At 72.7% G+C, this 17582-nt stretch carries 13 protein-coding genes; 6 read left to right on the top strand and 7 right to left on the bottom strand.

Annotated elements, in window-relative coordinates; genetic code table 11:
• On the top strand, positions 1 to 185 hold a 185-nt coding region (locus tag ACWD0Y_RS18280; protein WP_450261365.1), incomplete at its 5' end, for an alpha-L-rhamnosidase C-terminal domain-containing protein.
• A gap of 193 nt (positions 186 to 378) precedes the next feature.
• Entirely contained in the window at positions 379 to 2856 is a 2478-nt protein-coding gene (locus ACWD0Y_RS18275) for a beta-glucosidase (protein ID WP_450261364.1), read from the top strand.
• An 80-nt stretch (positions 2857 to 2936) separates the two neighbouring features.
• Here the strand turns inward: ACWD0Y_RS18275 and ACWD0Y_RS18270 are convergent, their stop codons facing one another.
• A complete protein-coding gene (locus tag ACWD0Y_RS18270) occupies positions 2937 to 4334 on the bottom strand; it encodes a tetratricopeptide repeat protein (protein ID WP_450261363.1) in 1398 nt (465 codons plus the stop codon).
• A gap of 226 nt (positions 4335 to 4560) precedes the next feature.
• Here ACWD0Y_RS18270 and ACWD0Y_RS18265 point away from each other — a divergent pair, with 226 nt between their 5' ends.
• From ACWD0Y_RS18265 to ACWD0Y_RS18250, 4 genes are all read left to right on the top strand, one after another.
• Positions 4561 to 6090 carry an MFS transporter gene (locus ACWD0Y_RS18265; RefSeq protein ID WP_450261362.1) on the top strand — a complete coding sequence of 510 codons (1530 nt, stop codon included), beginning with the start codon at positions 4561 to 4563 and terminating at the stop codon, positions 6088 to 6090.
• 210 nt (positions 6091 to 6300) lie between these two features.
• The gene (locus ACWD0Y_RS18260; protein WP_450261361.1) at positions 6301 to 8121 is read left to right on the top strand and encodes a gamma-glutamyltransferase family protein; all 1821 of its coding nucleotides are present in this window, start codon (positions 6301 to 6303) and stop codon (positions 8119 to 8121) included.
• A gap of 53 nt (positions 8122 to 8174) precedes the next feature.
• Positions 8175 to 8990: an inositol monophosphatase family protein gene (locus tag ACWD0Y_RS18255; RefSeq protein WP_450261368.1), complete on the top strand. Its 816-nt coding sequence runs from the start codon at positions 8175 to 8177 to the stop codon at positions 8988 to 8990.
• Positions 8991 to 9135: 145 nt separating this feature from the next.
• Positions 9136 to 10563: a phytoene desaturase family protein gene (locus tag ACWD0Y_RS18250; protein WP_450261360.1), complete on the top strand. Its 1428-nt coding sequence runs from the start codon at positions 9136 to 9138 to the stop codon at positions 10561 to 10563.
• 188 nt (positions 10564 to 10751) lie between these two features.
• Here the strand turns inward: ACWD0Y_RS18250 and ACWD0Y_RS18245 are convergent, their stop codons facing one another.
• The 6 genes from ACWD0Y_RS18245 to ACWD0Y_RS18220 form a co-directional block, all read right to left on the bottom strand.
• Positions 10752 to 11591, bottom strand: a complete 840-nt coding sequence (locus ACWD0Y_RS18245; protein ID WP_450261359.1) for an NAD(P)H-binding protein — start codon at positions 11589 to 11591, stop codon at positions 10752 to 10754.
• 163 nt (positions 11592 to 11754) lie between these two features.
• The gene (locus tag ACWD0Y_RS18240) at positions 11755 to 12717 is read right to left on the bottom strand and encodes a Gfo/Idh/MocA family protein (RefSeq protein WP_450261358.1); all 963 of its coding nucleotides are present in this window, start codon (positions 12715 to 12717) and stop codon (positions 11755 to 11757) included.
• Positions 12717 to 14099 carry an NDP-hexose 2,3-dehydratase family protein gene (locus ACWD0Y_RS18235; RefSeq protein WP_450261357.1) on the bottom strand — a complete coding sequence of 461 codons (1383 nt, stop codon included), beginning with the start codon at positions 14097 to 14099 and terminating at the stop codon, positions 12717 to 12719. The genes ACWD0Y_RS18240 and ACWD0Y_RS18235 overlap by 1 nt, the downstream gene beginning before the upstream one ends.
• 23 nt (positions 14100 to 14122) lie before the next feature.
• A complete protein-coding gene (gene rfbH, locus ACWD0Y_RS18230; RefSeq protein ID WP_450261356.1) occupies positions 14123 to 15427 on the bottom strand; it encodes a lipopolysaccharide biosynthesis protein RfbH in 1305 nt (434 codons plus the stop codon).
• Complete coding sequence (rfbB, locus tag ACWD0Y_RS18225; RefSeq protein WP_450261355.1) at positions 15424 to 16428, bottom strand: dTDP-glucose 4,6-dehydratase; 1005 nt, start codon at positions 16426 to 16428, stop codon at positions 15424 to 15426. Before rfbB ends, rfbH begins: the two co-directional genes overlap by 4 nt.
• Positions 16425 to 17492 (bottom strand): glucose-1-phosphate thymidylyltransferase, encoded by a 1068-nt coding sequence (locus ACWD0Y_RS18220; protein WP_450261354.1) that lies wholly within the window; start codon positions 17490 to 17492, stop codon positions 16425 to 16427. The genes rfbB and ACWD0Y_RS18220 overlap by 4 nt, the downstream gene beginning before the upstream one ends.
• Positions 17493 to 17582: the final 90 nt, after the last annotated feature.

Below are 17582 nucleotides of genomic sequence, written 5' to 3'. Positions count from 1 at the left end.
GTCACGAGACGCCTTACGGAACCGCCGCCCTGTCGTGGGAGCTGACCGCCGCCGGCGTGACGGCCCGCGTCACCGTGCCCGAAGGCTGCACGGCCACTGCCGAACTCCCCGGCTGCGCCCCGGTCGCGCTCGGCCCGGGGGAGCACGTGCTCGGCACCGAGGGACTCACCGGGAAAGCCGCCTGACCGGCCGCCTCGCGCACCCCGTGCGACAGCCCGCGTCACGCAACGCCGGATTCGTGCCCCATCAGCCGGGGCGGCCGTCGACCTGACCCTTCGGCCGCCCCCTTCTCCACCCCTTCATCTCCACCCCACCCCCATCCCCACTCCGTCCGCGGCAGCCTGTCGGGCAGCCGCCACTTCCGTCCGGAGAGCCGCTGTGAACAGACGAACCTTCCTCTCTGCCGCCACCTTCACCGCTCTGGCCATGAGCATGGCCCCCGTCGTGAGCGGCCGGGCGGCCGCCGCGTCCGGCCCCGGCCCGCAGGACCGCGCCGACGCCCTGCTCGCCCGGATGACCCCGGCCGAGAAGGAGGCCCTCGTACGGTGCGACTTCGCCGCCGTCGCCCATCTCGGTGTCCCCGCCCTGACCATGGTCGACGCCTCCGCCGGCCTGCGGGGCGAGCGGGGCGTGACCGCCTTCCCCGTGCCGCTCGCGCAGGCGGCGACGTTCGACGAGGACCTGGCCGGCCGCCTCGGCAGCGCCATCGGCGCGGAAGGGCGGGCGAAGGGCTACAACAACCTCCTCGGCCCCACCGTCGACCTGATCCGGACGTGGCACTTCGGCCGCCAGGCCGAGGCCATGGGAGAGGACCCGCTGCTGGCCGGACGGCTGGGCGCGGCCCTCACCGTCGGCATGCAGAGCCGGATGGTGGCGGCCACCGTCAAGCACTTCGCCGCCTACACCCAGGAGGCCAACCGCTTCTTCACCGACACCAGGGTCTCCGAACGGGCCCTGCACGAGATCTACGAGGCGCCCTTCCGCCGTGTGGTCGCGGCGGCCCCGGCGACTTCGGTCATGATGGCCTACCCGAAGATCAACGGAACGTTCGCGACGCAGAACCCCACGCTGTTCGCCGACCTCAAGAAGAGCATCGGCCTCCAGGGCTACACCGTGCCGGACTTCTGGGCCGGTGACGACCAGGTCGCCGCCGCCCGGGCCGGCATGGACCTCGCCGGACTCGGGCCCGCCGGAGTGAAGCTCTCCGCCGGCAGCCTCACCGACGGGGCGGTCCCGGCCTCCCGGCTCGACGACGCCGCCCGGCGCATCCTCGTCACGATGTACGCCAACGGTCTGTTCGACCACCCCGTACCCGCCCCGGCCGACGACGTCAGCACCGAGGAGCACCGCAGCCTCGCCCACGAGGCGGCGGTCGCCTCCACCGTGCTGCTGAGCAACCGGGACAAGGCGCTGCCGCTGCCCGCGTCGCTGAAGTCCCTTGCCGTCATCGGTCCGGCCGGCACCGACGTCTTCACCGGGGTGGCCGGCTCCGCCTACGTCGACCCGGGCACCTGGACCACGCCCCTCGACGCGATCCGCGCCCGGGCCGGCACTTCCACGAAGGTCACGCACAGCCAGGGCACCAGGGGAGACCTGCCGCTGACCACGGTCCCGTCCACCGCCTTGCGCACCGGAACCGGAGCCGCCGGCCTGACCGGCACCTACTACGCGGGCGCCGACGCCGCCGGCACCCCGCTCGCGACCCGGACCGACGCCACCGTCGACTTCACCGCCGCACCGGTGGACGGGCTGCCGGACGTGTGGTCGGCCAAGTGGGCCGGCACCCTGACGCCGACCACCACGGGCCTGCACCGCTTCTCCCTGCTGCCCGCCGGAACGACCACACTGAAGATCAACGGCACCGCGGTCGTCTCCGGCACCCGGCACAGCCGCCGCTTCTTCCTCGGTCCCTACGACTATCCCCTCCAGGGCACCGTCGAACTGACCGCGGGCCGGACGGTCACCGTCGAACTGACCTACACCAACGCCACCACCGACCCCGGCACCTGCGGCCTCACCCTCGGCTGGCAGCCCGGCTCGCTGATCCCCGCCGCCGTGGCCGCGGCCCGGGCCGCCGACGCCGCCGTGGTGTTCGTCAACCGCGTCGCGGGCGAGGACATGGACCACGAGCGGCTCGACCTGCCCGGCGACCAGAACCAGCTCATCACCGCCGTGGCCGCCGCCAACCCGCGCACCGTCGTCGTCCTGAACACCGACGGTCCCGTGGCCACCCCCTGGCTGGACGACGTGGAGGCCGTGGTCCAGGGGTGGTACGGCGGCCGAGGCATGGGCACCGCCCTGGCAGCGGTCCTCTTCGGCGACAGCGACCCCTGCGGCCGCCTTCCGGTCACCTTCCCCGCCGACACGGCCCAGGGACCGGGGACCACCGCCACGGCCTACCCCGGCACGAACGGCACCGTCTCCTACGACGAAGGCATCGCCGTCGGCTACCGCTACTACGACAGCAAGGGACAGCAGCCCCGCTTCCCCTTCGGCCACGGCCTGTCCTACACGACCTTCGCGCACGGCTCCCTCGAAGCCGCCTACGACCCCCGCACCAAGAACGTCACCCTCGGCGTGACCGTCACCAACACCGGCTCCCGCCAGGGCACCGAGGTCCTCCAGGTCTACGCCACCCTCCCCGCCGCGGCCGCGGCGGAACCGCGCCGCCTGGCCGGCTTCCGGAAGGTCACGCTCGCCCCGGGGAGTTCGGAGCGGCTGAGCCTCACCCTCGCGTCACAGGACCTGGCCGTCTGGAAGTCGGGCACCTGGACCCTCGTTCCCGGCAGGTACACCTTCGCGACGGCGCACACGTCCCGGAGCATCACCGCACAGCGGACCCTCACCATCGGCTGACCGCCGTCCGCACCCGTACGCGTGACGTTCCCCCGCCCGCGGGGGAACGTCACGCGTCGCGCGTACTCGCTGAGCCGGGATCAGGCCGACGCCTGGGCAGCGGCGCGCTCCCTGGAGGCCGCGGCGCGTACGGGATCGCCGAGGGCCTCCTCGAGGCGGGCCTGCGCCGACCAGTTGTACGGGCAGACCGGGCGCAGCTGGATGCGCTCGCTCAGCAGCGTGCGCGCGAGGTCCGTCCGCCGGGCGCGCAAGGACGCCTCGACGAGGGTGCGCTGGACGGCGTCCCGCTGGGCGTGGCTGCCGCCGAACTCACCGAGCCGGTCGCGGACCGGGAGCAGGAGGTCCACCGCCCCGTCGTACTCGCCCTTCCCGTAAGCGATCAGCGCCCGGCAGACCGGGAGGCCGATCTCCGCGGTCATGTCCCGGTTGGAGACGCGGGGCCCTGCCCCGGCCACCCACCCCTGCCGGTCCCGCACCAGGCGCTCGGCTTCCGTGATGCGGCCTGCGCCCACGTAAGCCATGACGGCATGGGCGTCGTTGAACGCGTAGTGGGCTCCGTCGTCGCGGCTCTCCCAGGCGTCGGCCAGCCGGTTCCACCGTGTGCTCTGGTCGTTCTGCGCGAGGTACAGCCGCCACAGCAGAGAGGAGGCGTCCAGCAGTTCCATCGCCACGGCCGAAGAGCCCTCGTGGTGCAGGGAGGCGTCGTAGATGTCGAGCACGCGGGCGGTGTCACCGGATTCCAGCGCGAACAGGGCGTAGTGCCACCAGTGGTGAACGCTGAGGAGCGTACCGTTCGCCCAGTCCCCGCTGCGGGCGTCGAGGAAGCGGACTCCGTCCTTGAAGCGGCCGCGCATCTCGTACGTGTGCACCACGCCGTGGATGCCCCAGACGTCGTGCGGGTGGCGGGCGAGGGCTGCCAGGCCGACCTGTTCCGCCCGCTCGTAGTGCCCGCTCTCCTCCAGGCCGAAGGCGTACATGCCGAGCAGCGGACCGCGGTGCGGGTCGTCCTCGTCCCAGGCGCCGAGCGCGCCGCCGACGCGGTCCCGCAGACGCCGGGCGTTGCCCGTGAGGAAGTCGGCCTGGTGGCCGGCGAACAGCGCCAGCGCGTCGTGGGGGTGGCCGGCCGTGAGGTCGCCGAGCAGGGCGCCGGCGCCGTGGACGTCACCGTCGAGCCAGGCGGCCGCGGCGGCGAGGTGCGTGCGTTCGCGTGGTGTCAGCGCGTCCTCGTCGAGGCCGGACCGGTACCGGAGCAGGGCCGATCGTGCCGCGGCCGCGTCCTTCTCCTCCGTGCCCAGCACCCCGAGATAGGCGAGGAAGACGTGCCCCATCACGGACCGGGGCGACGCCGCGAGCACCGACTTGGCCGTGCCGAGAACGCGCGGCCGGAAGAAGAGCAGGTCGTCGACGGCTTGTTCGTACCTCAGGAGGGCGTCGGCGCCGGTATGGCTCATGCGCTGCCCGTGACGGTCCGCTGTCATTGCTCGCTCCCGGGAGGCGGTGGTCGGTACGGATACGGCGGCGCCGGTCCGCCGGCCGGCCCGAACCAGTGACTGCCCACGGCGTACGCCCGGGGAACGTCCCGCCGTTCACTCCTTGGGGTCGAAGCGGAGCCGCACCGCGTCCGTGGGGGACGGAACCGGACCTGGTGCACGACACCCCGACAAGGTTGGTTAGGCTCACCTAAGTAATCTTCGAGGGAGTTCCATGACAACCATGACCGAGCAGACGCCCCACAGCGACCAGGGGCACCCCAGACGCTGGCTCATCCTGGGCGTGATCTGCCTGGCGCAGCTCGTGGTGATCCTCGACAACACCATCCTCAACGTCGCCGTCCCGACCCTCACCCGGGACCTGGGCGCCTCCGCCGCCGACGTCCAGTGGATCATCAACTCCTACGCGCTCGTCCAGTCCGGCCTGCTGCTCACCGCGGGCGGCGCGGCGGACCGCTACGGCCGCAAGAAGATGCTCCTGACCGGACTGGTGCTGTTCGGCCTCGGCTCGCTGGCCGCCGGAATCGCCCAGACCACCGGCCAGTTGATCGCCGCCCGGGCCGGGATGGGGGTGGGGGCGGCGCTGCTGCTGACCACCACGCTCGCGGTGGCGCTCCAGGTCTTCCCCGAGCCGGAACGCGTCCGGGCCATCGGCATCTGGGCAGCCGTCAACGCACTGGGCTTCGCCGCCGGGCCGCTGGTCGGCGGGGTGGTCCTCGCCCACTTCTGGTGGGGGGCACTCTTCCTGGTCAACCTGCCGGTCGTGGTGCTCGGCGTGGTCGCGGCCGGCATCCTGGTGCCGGAGAGCACCGCCCCGCGCAGCGCCCGGCCCGACCTCCCGGGCGCGCTGCTGTCCACGATCGGCATGGCGTCCGTGGTCTACGTCGTCATCGCGGGGCCCGAACACGGCTGGGCCTCGGGCCCGGTCCTCGTGGGCGCCGCCCTCGCCGCCGCCTCCGCGACCGCCTTCGTACGGTGGGAACACCACACCCCGCACCCCATGCTCGACCTCGGGTTCTTCCGGGACCGCACTTTCACCGGAGCCATCACCGGAGCGCTGCTGATCACCTTCGGCAGCGGCGGAGCCCTGTATCTGCTCACGCAGCAGCTGCAGTTCGTGCTGGGGTACGAGCCGTTGGAGGCGGGGCTGCGCACGGCCCCGTTCGCCCTGACCGTCGTCCTGCTGAACTTCACCGGCGTCGCCGCCCGCGCGAGCCGCGCCCTGGGCATCCCCGGTTCCGTGGCCCTCGGCATGGGACTGCTCGCGGCCGGCCTGGCGTCCGTCGCGGTGCTGGGCGCACGGGGCTTCGGGTACGGGGCGATGCTCGGCGGGCTGGTCCTGATGGGCATGGGCTGCGCGCTCGCCAACCCGGCCATGGCGGTGGCGGTCCTGAACGCGATACCGCGCGAGAAGGCGGGCATCGGCGCCGGGATCGAGGGCACCGTCACGGAGTTCGGCAACGGCCTCGGTGTCGCCGTTCTCGGCGCGGTGCTCAACTCCCGTTTCGCCGCGCTCATACCGGTCTCGGCGGCCTCGCTCCCGGCCGCCCTGGGCGCGGCCGGCTCCGAGGACGAACGGCAACGGATCACAGACGCCTTCGCCTCCGGCGTGGAGACCAGCCAGCTGGCCGGTGCGGCGGCGGTGCTCCTCGGAGGGCTGTTCGCGGCGGCGCTCCTGCGCCGGGCGGAGAAGCAGGCGCTCTCCGCCGCGAGCGGGCCGTCCGCCGGGACGGTGTCCGCCTGACCCCGGCGGCGGCCGGCGGCGCGGGCCGGCGGCCGTGACACCGCGGGCAACCGGGGCCCTCGGTGGCGCGGTCGCCGTGGCCGGAACGGACACACCCGCGGCCCGTGTCGGAAAACCCACGGACCGGCTTCTTCCGGATCACCGGAACTCAGCGGATCCTGAGGGCCGACGCAACCGGCCGACGGCCCGGACAGCGAGGTGAGAGGTCGTATGTTCACCACCCGCCCCACCCTCCAGGGCACCTTCGGCATGGTGTCCTCCACCCACTGGCTCGCCTCGCAGTCCGCGATGGCCGTCCTGGAGGACGGCGGCAACGCCTACGACGCCGCTGTCGCCGCCGGCTTCGTGCTGCACGTCGTCGAGCCGCACCTCAACGGGCCCGCGGGCGAGGTGCCCCTCATCCTGGCACCGGCGGGCGCACCGGTGCGGGTGCTCTGCGGGCAGGGGACCGCGCCGGCGGGCGCGAGCGCCGCCCACTACCGCGCCCTGGGGTTCGGCCTCGTGCCCGGCACCGGGCCGCTGGCCGCCGCCGTGCCGGGGGCGTTCGACGCGTGGATGCTTCTGCTGCGCGACTACGGCACCAAGTCGCTCGGCGAGGTGCTGCGGTACGCCATCGGGTACGCCGAGGACGGGCACGCCCCCGTCGAACGGGTCGGCGAGACCGTGGAGAGCGTGCGCGCGCTCTTCGAGGGGGAGTGGACCTCGTCCGCCGAGGTGTACCTGCCGGGCGGCAGGGCGCCCGCTCCGGGCGAGCTCTTCCGCAACCCCGCTCTCGCCGCCACCTGGCGCCGCGTGATCGCCGAGGCCGAGGCGGCGGGCGGCACCGGCCGCGCGGCGCAGATCGACGCCGCGCGTGCGGTGTGGCGCGAGGGGTTCATAGCCGAGGCGCTGGTACGGCAGGCCGCCCGCCCCACGCTGGACACCAGCGGCGCCCGGCACACGGGGACGCTGACCGCGGCCGACCTGGCCGGCTGGTCCGCGACGTACGAGGCGCCCGCCACGTACGACTGGAACGGCTGGACGCTGTGCAAGGCCGGCGGCTGGAGCCAGGGACTCGCCTTCCTCCAGCAGCTCGCGCTGCTGCCGCCCGAGCTGCCCGCCCACGGCTCCGCCGCGTACGTGCACCTGCTCATCGAGGGGTGCAAGCTGGCGATGGCCGACCGGGAGGCCTGGTACGGCGACGCCGCCGAGGTGCCGGTCGACGCGCTGCTCTCGGCGTCGTACAACAGCGGGCGCCGCGCCCTCGTGGGGGACAGGGCGTCGCTGGAGCTGCGGCCCGGCAGCCCGGACGGGCGTACGCCCGTGCTCGGCGCGCACGCGCTCGCCGTCGCCGCCGGGGAGCCGGGTTTCGGCGCCACGGGCGCCACGGGCGCCACGGCCGCGGCGGGCGCCGGTGAGCCGACCGTCGCCAAGGACGGCGCCACCCGTGGCGACACCTGCCACCTGGACGTCGTCGACCGCTGGGGCAACATGGTCGCGGCCACACCGAGCGGCGGCTGGCTCCAGTCCAACCCGGTCGTGCCCGAGCTGGGCTTCCCGCTCGGCACGCGGCTCCAGATGGCCTGGCTGGACGAGGGGCTGCCGAACACGCTCACGCCGGGACGGCGCCCGCGTACGACTCTGACGCCCTCCTTCGCCCTGCGGGACGGGGTGCCGGTGATGGCCTTCGGTACGCCCGGCGGCGACCAGCAGGACCAGTGGCAGCTCCACTTCTTCCTCGCGGTCGCGCTCGGGGCGCCCCCGGTGCGGGGCGGTCTCGACCTGCAGGGAGCCATCGACGCGCCCAACTGGCACAACGACTCCTTTCCCGGCTCCTTCTACCCGCGCGGAATGCGGCCGGGCAGCGTGACCGTCGAGTCGCGCATGGACGCGGACGTCGTCGAGGAGCTGCGGCGTCGCGGCCATGACGTGACGGTCGGCGGGCCGTGGTCGGAGGGGCGGCTGTGCGCGGTCGCGCGGGACCCGGGGACGGGCGTGCTCTCCGCCGCGGCGAACCCCAGGGGAATGCAGGGTTACGCGGTCGGGCGGTGACGGCACCACGGGTTGTCGGTGTTGTCAGCGGGTCGTGCTTTGCTGGAAGCATGATGATCGATGACAAGTTGCCCGACGTCGAAGAGGCCCTGCGCAAGGCGGCTGCCGCCGAGATCCTGCCGCGGTACCGGCAGCTCGCCGCGCACGAGATCGTCGAGAAGACCGGGCCGCACGACCTGGTCACCATTGCCGACCGGCAGGCCGAGGAGCACCTCACCGCGTCCCTGACCCGGCTCCTGCCCGGCTCCGTGGTCGTGGGGGAGGAGGCGGTCCACGAGGACCCGGCGGTGTACGACGCGCTGCGGGGCGACGCGCCGGTGTGGATCGTGGACCCGGTGGACGGGACCCGGCAGTTCGTGCGCGGGGAGGCGGGCTTCTGCACGCTGGTCGCCCTCGCCCACCGGGGCGAGGTGCTCGCCTCGTGGACGTACGCGCCCGTGCTCGACGAGATGGCCGTGGCGGTGCGGGGCGGCGGGGCACGGCTGAACGACGAGGTGCTGCGGGCGGGGGTGCCGGGAACGGGCGCGACACTGCGGGTCGCCACCTCGCACCCCGACTTCACGACGGAGCAGCAGAAGACGGCGCTGCTCGGGCTGAACGTCAAGGGCGTCGACGCGCGGCCCTGCGGGTCGGCCGGGCTGGAGTACCTCGCGGTGGCGCGGGGGGACCTGGACGCGGTGGCGTTCTCCTGGGAGCTGGCCTGGGACCACGCGGCGGGGCTGCTGCTGGTCGAGGAGGCCGGCGGATCGCACACGACGGTGGCGGGGGAGCGGTTCCGGCTGTCGGGGGGCAACGCACTGCCGTTCACGGCCGCGCGGGACGCGGCCACGGTCGCGCGGGTGGCCGGACTTCTGAGGGGCGGGGCGTAGCGGTGGGGCGGTGCCGGGCGCCGGGACCGGCGGGAGCGGTGCCGGGGACTGTCCCCCTCCCGCCGTCCCCGCCCCCGGAGCCGGGAATATCCTGAGGCCGAACATCCCGAGGCTTCTGGCCATCGGCTGACGAAGGAGTCCGAAGGTGCCGTCGATGCTCGATGCCGTCGTCGTAGGGGCGGGGCCCAACGGACTGACCGCCGCTGTCGAACTCGCCCGCCGGGGCTTCTCGGTGCAGCTGTTCGAGGCGCTGGACACCGTGGGGGGAGGCGCCAGGACCGAGGAGCTCACGCTGCCCGGGTTCCGGCACGACCCCTGCTCCGCCGTACACCCGCTCGGCGCGGGATCGCCGGCCTTCAAGGCCATGCCGCTGGACCGGTACGGGCTGGAGTGGCTGCATCCCGAACTGCCCATGGCCCACCCGTGGGACGACGGCACCGCCGCGGTGCTGTCGCGGTCGGTGGCCGAGACCGCCGCTTCCTTCGGCGCGCACGACGCCGGGAGGTACCGGCGGCTGGTCGCGCCCTACGCGGGGAAGTGGGACACGCTGGCCCGGGACTTCATGTCGCTGCCGCTGAGCGCGCTGCCGCGCGATCCGGTCACCCTGGCCCGGTTCGGCGTCGACGGACTGCCGCCCAGCACCTGGCTGATGCGCCGGTTCCGGGACGACAGGGCGCGGGCGCTCTTCGCCGGGCTCGTCGCGCATGTCATCGCGCCGCTCGGCGGCCTCGCGACGAGCGCGGTGGGACTGGTCTTCGCGCTGGCCGCGCATGCCGGCGGCTGGCCGATGCCGCGCGGCGGGTCGCAGTCGATCTCGGACGCGCTCGCGGCGTACCTGCGCGATCTCGGCGGCGTGGTGCACACCGGATACGAAGTGAAGCGGCTGGACGACCTGCCGCCCGCGCGCGCGTACGTCTTCGACACTTCGCCCACCGCGCTGGCGCGCATCGCCGGTCTGGGGCGGACGTACGAGAAGTACCGGTACGGCGCGAGTGTGTTCAAGATCGACTACGCACTGGACGGGCCGGTGCCCTGGACGGCCGAGGAGGCCCGGCGGGCCGGCACCGTCCAGGTCGGGCCGAGCAGCCGGGAGATCGGCACCGCGCTGAAGCAGGCCGCGAGCGGCACACCTCCCGAGACACCGTTTCTGATCACCGCTCAGCCGAGCCTGGTCGACCCTTCCCGCGCCCCGGAGGGCAAGCACGTCTTCTGGGCGTACGGGCATGTCCCGCACGCCTGGGACGGCGACCTGACGGGGGCCGTCGAGCGCCAGATCGAGCGCTTCGCGCCCGGCTTCCGCGACCGGGTGCTCGCGCGCGCCGTCGCCGGGCCGCCGCAGCTCGCGCGGCGCAACGCCAATTACGTGGGCGGGGACATCGCGTGCGGCGCGGCGACGGGACTTCAGCTGATGCTGCGGCCGAAGGTGTCCCTCTTCCCGTACGCGACGCCGCATCCGGCGGTCTTCATCTGCTCGTCCGCGACACCGCCGGGACCGGGCGTGCACGGGATGTCGGGGCACAACGCGGCGAAGGCGGTCTGGCGGCGGCTGCGTTCCGGGAGGACCGGCCCATGACAGTCAGCCGTCACGCCGGGGCGCGGTGACACCACCGGACAGCACGCCGACGCCGCCGGCTCCTCCCCGCCGGAGTCCTGCTGCCGCGAGTCCTCGCGCGTCGCCGACGGGCCCGGAGCGAGCAAGCCGGGTGTGCCCTCTTCGACGACCGGGCCTGCGGGACGTTTGCCGCGCGGCTCGGCCGGCCCTCATACGGCGCCGAACGCTGCCGCGTTCTCCGTCGCCCACTGCCGGAAGGTACGGCCGGGGGACCCCGTGATCTCCTCGACCGTGCCGCGCACCTTCAGCAGTTCGCCGTTGACGTCGCCGCCGAGCAGGTCGAGCACGGCGGCCGCGGTCTGAGCCCCGAGGAACGGGGTCATCCGCCGGTGGGCCTCCTCGTGGCCGATCTCGTTGAAGGACAGTTCCCGGCCGATGGCCTCCGCGATGGCGGCCGTCTGCTGCCGGGCCGAGATGCGCTCGGGGCCCGTCAGCGCGTGGACCCGGCCCGTGTGGCCCGGCTCGGTCAGCGCCGCCCGCGCCACGTCGGCGATGTCCGCGGGATGGATGGTGGGAAGGCCGATGTCGGCGTAGGGGGCGTGCACCGTCGCCTGGTCGCGGATGGACTGTGACCACAGCAACGTGTTGGAGGCGAACTGCGTCGGCCGCAGGATCGTCCACTCCATACCGCTGGTGCGCAGGGCGCCCTCGACGGCCAGGTTCTCCTGTGCGGCAGGCAGGTGGGGGTGGGTCTGGGCCGTGATCGACGACACGAGGACCACGTGCCGTACCCCTGCCCGCCGGGCGGCGTGCACCACCGCTGCCTCGGTGCAGATCCCCGTCACCAGGAAGAGGGCCTCCACGCCGCTGAACACGTTCCCGAGCGCCGCGGGCCGGGCCAGGTCCGCCTCCACCGCCTCCACGCCGTCGGGGAACCCGGCCCGCGCGGCGTCCCGGGTCAGTCCCCGCAGGGGCCGCACGCCGTCCCTGCGCAGCCCCTCCAGGAGAGCGCTTCCGATGTTTCCGGTCGCGCCGGTCACGAGGATCATGGTCGGTTCATCTCCTGTTGCCTTGCTGAGGACTGCCCGTTGCAGCACCCCGGGACCTCGACCTCGACCTCGACCTCGGTCGAGGCCGAGGCCGAAGACGCGGACCGGCGTTCGCTGGGACGGCCGCCCGCGGCGCTGCGCCGTGACGGGGCGGCGGGCCCGGTCAGTACCGCATCGCGCGCCGACGCACTTCGTCCAGCAGCACCGCTTGGCGTACGGACACTCCGGCGGCGTCCGCTCCGGTACGTATCGCGCCGGCGAACGCTTCGACCGTGCGCAGGACCTGGTCGTCCGGCGCCAGCCGCACCTGCTCGGTGCCGGCCCGGCGCTCCAGCCGTACCCCGGGCACATGGCCGGCGGGGGGAGTGAACGCCCGGTCGACCGTGATCCGGCCCTCGCTGCCCCAGATCTCGTAGACGCAGCGGTAGGCGTGGTCGATGCCGAACGACAACTGGGCGGCGACGCCCTCCGGGGTGGTCAGCAGCGCCGTGCCCGCGGTGTCGACCGCGTGCCCCGCTGTGCTGGTGAGGGTGGCGCCCACGACCCGCAGATCCTCACCGAGGTGGTGGAGGGCGGCGCGCAGCGGATAGACGCCGGTGTCGAGGAGCGCGCCGCCACCGAGCTCCGGACGGTGGCGGATGTCGTGCACCGGCAGCCGGGGCACGGCGAACGCGGCGTGCACGGCCCGCAGTTCGCCGATCGCGCCGTCCGCCACGAGCCGGCGTACCGCCGCGTGCTGGGAGTGGTGGACGAACATGACGTTCTCCATCAGCACCAGTCCGGTGCTCCGGGCCAGTACGACCAGCTCCTCGGTGAGCCCGGGGTCGGTGGTGAGCGGCTTCTCGGCGAGGACGTGCTTGCCGGCGTCGAGGGCCGCCCGCGCCCACCGGGCGTGCAGGGCGGTCGGCAGCGGGACGTAGACGGCGTCGATGTCCGGACGTTCGAGAAGCGCCGCGTAACCGTGCACGGGCCGGCATCCGAAACGGCTCGCGGTTTCGGCCGCCGCCGCTTCCCGCCGGCTGGCGACCGCGACGACGTCGACGTCCGGACAGGCCGTCATCGCGGGCAGCATGCGGCGGCGGGCGATGTCGGCGCAGCCCAGGACGCCGATGCGTACGGGTTCCATCAGAGCCGCACCGCTCCCGTGGTCAGGCAGGACAGCAGAGTCCTCGCCTGGACGTTGAGGTAGTGGTTGTGGCGGAGCAGCCCGGTCAGCTGGCCCGGTGTCGCCCAGCGGTAGCCCGCAGGAGGGTCGAGCGGAGCCTCGTGCTCGTCGGCCTCGACGAAGAGATAGCGGCTCTGGGCGTTGAGGAAGCGGCCGCCCTCCTCCGAGTGCAGTGCCTCGTAGCGCACCCTGGACCGGTCCGCGCCGAGCACGGTGTCGAGGAAGGGCGGACGGGCGGAGCCCGTCACATGGGCGTAGTTCTCCGGTGTGTACTGGACCGTGGGGCCGAGTTCGACGGTGTCGAGGAACCCGCCCTCGACACGGGCGTGCACCAGCAGGTGCGGTACGCCGCCGAAGCGGCGGAACAGGAACGCCGTGACACCCGTTCCGCACGGCTCGATCAGCGGCTGGGTCCAGCCGGTGACCTCGCGGCTGCCGGCCTGGACGGCGACCGCGACGACGTCGAAGTACCGCCCGGCCTCGTGGCGGACGGAGTGCTCGTCGCGGACCCAGCCGGTCAGGTCTGCGAGGGGGACCCGCTCCGCCGACACGTCGTGGCGCGCGCGTTCCACGGTGAACCAGGAGAGCAGCTCCGTGTCGGAGTGCAGCGCGTAGGTGTCCGTGGCGGGAGACGAGGCACAGGCCAGGACGGTACGGGCGTCCATGTTGACGACGTTGTCCCGGCGCAGCAGCTCGCCGATCTGTCCGAGGGTCAGCCAGCAGAAGTCGTCGTCGGGCGGCACGTCGCCGAGGGCTTCGACGAGCATGTTCCGGTTGCTCTTGCGGAAGAACCACGAGCCGTGTTCGGACTGGAGCGCGTCCGACAGCACACGGCCCCGGCCGGGCTCGGTGAAGTACTCGACGTACTTCACATCGGCGCCCTTGTGCGCCTTCGTGTAGTTGCTCCGGGTGGCCTGCACGGTGGGCGACAGCTGGAGGAGGTTGGGGTTGCCCGGCTCCATCTTGGCCTGCATCAGGCAGTGCAGGACACCGTCGAACTCCTTGACCAGGATGCCCAGTATGCCGACTTCGGGCTGCCTGATGATCGGCTGGTGCCACTCCCGGACCGGCCCCTCGGAGACCTTCACGTGCAGGCCCTCGACGGTGAAGAACCGGCCGGTGCGATGCCTGAGGTTGCCCGTCGTCCTCTCGAACGACCAGCCGTCCAGCCGGTCGAACGGAATGCGGTCGACCTGGAAGCGGTGGGCCCTGCGGCGTTCGGCGAGCCAGGGACCGATCTCCTCGGTCCGCAGCCCCGCACCCGCGGTGGCGGCGGCGGACCGGGCCATGCGGTCCCCGAGCGCACGGTCGCGCCGGGGCCGCAGCCGCGTTGCCGCGTCCATGACGCCGGCCGTCACCCGCCCGGTCATGTGCGGGCCCCCACGAACTCCTTGACGGAGGAGATGACGTAGTCGAGCTGCTCGTCGCCGAGGCCGGGGTACACCCCGACCCAGAAGGTCTGCTCGGTGATGATGTCGCTGTTGGTCAGGTCCCCGGCCACCCGGTGCGGCTGGTTGATGTAGGCGGGGTGCCGGGTCAGGTTCCCGGCGAAGAGGCGGCGCGTGCCGATCTTCCGGCCTTCGAGGAAGGCCACCAGTTCCGCCCGGGAGAACGGCGCCTCGGGGTCGACCGTCAGGGCGAAGCCGAACCAGCTCGGATCGCTGCGCGGGGTGGCCACGGGCAGCAGGAGGTGGGGGACGTCGGCCAGCCCGTCCCGCAGCCTACGCCAGTTGCGACGGCGGGCGGCGCAGAAGTCGTCGAGCTTGTCGAGCTGGGTCAGCCCCAGGGCGGCCTGGATGTCCGTCGCCTTCATGTTGTAGCCGACGTGGGAGAAGATGTACTTGTGGTCGTAGCCGGCCGGGAGCGTCCCCATCTGGTAGTCGAACCGCTTGAGGCACTTGTTGCTCTCACCCGGTTCGCACCAGCAGTCCCGGCCCCAGTCCCGCAGCGACTCCACGATCCGTGCCAGCGCCAGGTTGGACGTCAGGACGCAGCCGCCCTCGCCCATGGTCAGGTGGTGGGCCGGGTAGAAACTCACGGTCGTGAGGTCGCCGAAGGTGCCGGTGAGCCGGCCGTCGTACATGGAGCCCACGGCGTCGCAGTTGTCCTCGACGAGGAAGAGGTCGTGCTCCTCCGCGAGCTGGGCGATCTCGGCGACCTCGAACGGGTTGCCCAGCGCGTGGGCGATCATGATGGCGCGGGTACGCGGGCCGATGGCCCGGGCGACCCGGTCCGCCGTGGTGTTGTAGGTGCCCAGCTCCACGTCGACGAAGACGGGGATGAGCCCGTTCTGCAGGATGGGGTTGACGGTGGTCGGGAAACCGGCCGCGACGGTGATCACCTCGTCGCCCGGCCGGAGCCGCCGGTCCTCCAGGAGGTGGGAGGTGAAAGCGGTCATGGCGAGCAGGTTCGCCGACGAGCCGGAGTTGGTCAGGTGCGCTTTGCGGCGCTTGAGCGTACGGGCGAACCGCGATTCGAACTTCCGTGAGCTGGGCCCGGCCGCGATCCGCATCTCCAGGGCCGCCTCGACCAGCGCCAGCCGGTCCGCCTCGTCGAGCACCGCGCCCGCCGGCCAGATCTCGGTCGTGCCGGGGACGAAGGGCTCGTGGTTCTGGAGGTCGGCGTGGAACAGTTTGGTCTCGTCGAGGACGAGTCCCTTGTGGACGCTCACTGCACGGTCCCTTCCTGGCTCGCCGCGGCGGCGCCGCGCTGCTTCACTGGCTTCCACCAGCCGGGGTTGTCGCGGTACCAGGCGACCGTGTCCGCGAGCCCCTGTTCGAAAGGCACCTCCGGGGCGTAGCCGAGGGTCTCGCGGATCTTCGTCTCGTCGAGCGCGTAGCGCAGGTCGTGGCCCTTGCGGTCGGGCACGTGGACGATCATGGAGCGGTCGGCTCCGCACAGTTCCAGCAGGCGGTCGGTGATGTGCAGGTTGCTCTGCTCGTTGCCGCCGCCGATGTTGTACACCTCGCCCGCTCCGCCCTTGGAGAGCACCAGCGCGATGGCCCGGCAGTGGTCCTCGACGTGCAGCCACTCGCGGATGTTGCCGCCGTCGCCGTAGAGCGGGACGGGAAGGCCCTCCAGCAGCTGGGTGACGAAAAGCGGTATCAGCTTCTCCGGGTGCTGGTAGGGCCCGTAGTTGTTGGAGCAGCGGGTGATCGACACATTGAGCCCGTGGGTGCGCCAGTAGGACCTGGCGATCAGATCCGAGGCGGCCTTGGACGCCGCGTACGGGGAGTTGGGCAGCAGCGGCCGGTCCTCGGTCCAGGAGCCCTCGGTGATCGAGCCGTACACCTCGTCGGTCGACACGTGCACGACGCGTTCGACCCCCGTGGCGAGGCAGGCGTCCAGGAGGATCTGCGTGCCCTCGACGTTCGTCCGGACGAACTCGCCCGCGGAGGTGAGGGACCGGTCGACGTGCGACTCGGCAGCGAAATGGACCACCGCGTCATGGCCGGGCAGCAGCCGGCGCAGCAGAGCCGAGTCGCGGATGTCGCCCCGTACGAAGTCCAGCCGGGGGTGGGAGGCGGGGAGGTTGTCGCGGTTGCCCGCGTAGGTGAGCTTGTCGAGGACGGTCACCCGGGCCTGCTCGTAGCCGGCGTAACCGCCGTCGAGCACCGTACGGACGAAGTGCGAACCGATGAAGCCCGCACCCCCGGTGATCAGGAGTCTCACGCCGCCACCTCGATACGGGTGTGGTCGCCCACGACCAGGCTGTGGCAGGAGGCACCCGAACGCCCGGTGCCCACGGCGGCGTTCCGGCCGATCAGGGAGTTCTGCAGACCGGGCACGTCCTGGATCCGCGCGCCGTCCATCACGATGGAGTCGCGGATCCTGGTGCTGCTCAGCACGCAGTCCCGGCCGATGGACGTGTGGGAGCCGATGTGGCAGTCCTCCAGGACCGAGCCCGCGCCGATGACGGCGGGGCCGTCGACACGGCTGCGCACCACCCGGGCGCCGGGCTCCACCCGCACCTGTCCGTTCAGTTCGCTGAAGTCGTCGACACTGCCGAGGACCTCCGGCCTCAGGCCGCCCAGCAGCTTCTGGTTGCAGTCCAGGACGTCCTCGGTCCGTCCGGTGTCCTTCCAGTAGCCGTGGTACTCGCTCGCCCTGACGTCGGCACCGGTTTCCACCAGCCACTGGATCGCGTCGGTGATCTCCAGTTCGCCGCGTTCGCTGGGCTCGATCGACGCCACGGCGCGGTGGATCGCCGGAGTGAAGAAGTAGACGCCGATCAGCGCCAGGTTGCTTTGGGGCTGCTGGGGCTTCTCGACGAGCCGGATCACCGAGCCGTCCGGTGCGGTCTCCGCGACGCCGAACGCCCGCGGGTCGGCCACCTTGCGGACGAGGACCTGCGCCGCCGGACGCCGTGCGCGGAACTCCCGCTCGATCTCGCCGATGCCTTCGGGGAGCATGTTGTCCCCCAGGTACATCAGGAAGTCGTCGTCACCCAGGAAGCCGCGGGCCAGCGTGACACAGTGGGCGAGGCCCAGCGGCTCCTCCTGCGGGATGTAGGTGATCCGCAGACCGAGCCGGCTGCCGTCCCCCACCACGTCGGATATCTCCTGCGCCCAGTCGCCGACGATGATGCCGACCTCGGTGATGCCCAGAGCGCGGATGTTCTCCAGGACGTATTCGAGGACCGGCTTGTTGACGATGGGAATGAGCTGCTTGGCCATGGAGTAGCTGAATGGGCGGAGGCGGGTTCCTGATCCTCCCGACAGCACCAGAGCCTTCATGGGGTTCTCCTCGTGAGGTGGGTTCGGGATGTGCCGTGCGCACGGGCGGTGCTGCGGAACGTGCGGTACCCACCCTGCGGGGTGGGGCCG

The sequence above is a fragment of the Streptomyces altiplanensis genome, assembly GCF_053591575.1.
This window is presented reverse-complemented; position numbering and strand designations above follow the sequence as displayed.

What these genes read in the sequence shown, in the direction of transcription:
- ACWD0Y_RS18270 (WP_450261363.1), bottom strand. Translation starts at nt 4,334, where the DNA reads ATGACAGCGGACCGTCACGGGCAGCGCATGAGCCATACCGGCGCCGAC.
- ACWD0Y_RS18265 (WP_450261362.1), top strand. Translation starts at nt 4,561, where the DNA reads ATGACAACCATGACCGAGCAGACGCCCCACAGCGACCAGGGGCACCCC.
- ACWD0Y_RS18260 (WP_450261361.1), top strand. Translation starts at nt 6,301, where the DNA reads ATGTTCACCACCCGCCCCACCCTCCAGGGCACCTTCGGCATGGTGTCC.
- ACWD0Y_RS18255 (WP_450261368.1), top strand. Translation starts at nt 8,175, where the DNA reads ATGATCGATGACAAGTTGCCCGACGTCGAAGAGGCCCTGCGCAAGGCG.
- ACWD0Y_RS18245 (WP_450261359.1), bottom strand. Translation starts at nt 11,591, where the DNA reads ATGATCCTCGTGACCGGCGCGACCGGAAACATCGGAAGCGCTCTCCTG.
- ACWD0Y_RS18240 (WP_450261358.1), bottom strand. Translation starts at nt 12,717, where the DNA reads ATGGAACCCGTACGCATCGGCGTCCTGGGCTGCGCCGACATCGCCCGC.
- ACWD0Y_RS18235 (WP_450261357.1), bottom strand. Translation starts at nt 14,099, where the DNA reads ATGGACGCGGCAACGCGGCTGCGGCCCCGGCGCGACCGTGCGCTCGGG.
- ACWD0Y_RS18220 (WP_450261354.1), bottom strand. Translation starts at nt 17,492, where the DNA reads ATGAAGGCTCTGGTGCTGTCGGGAGGATCAGGAACCCGCCTCCGCCCA.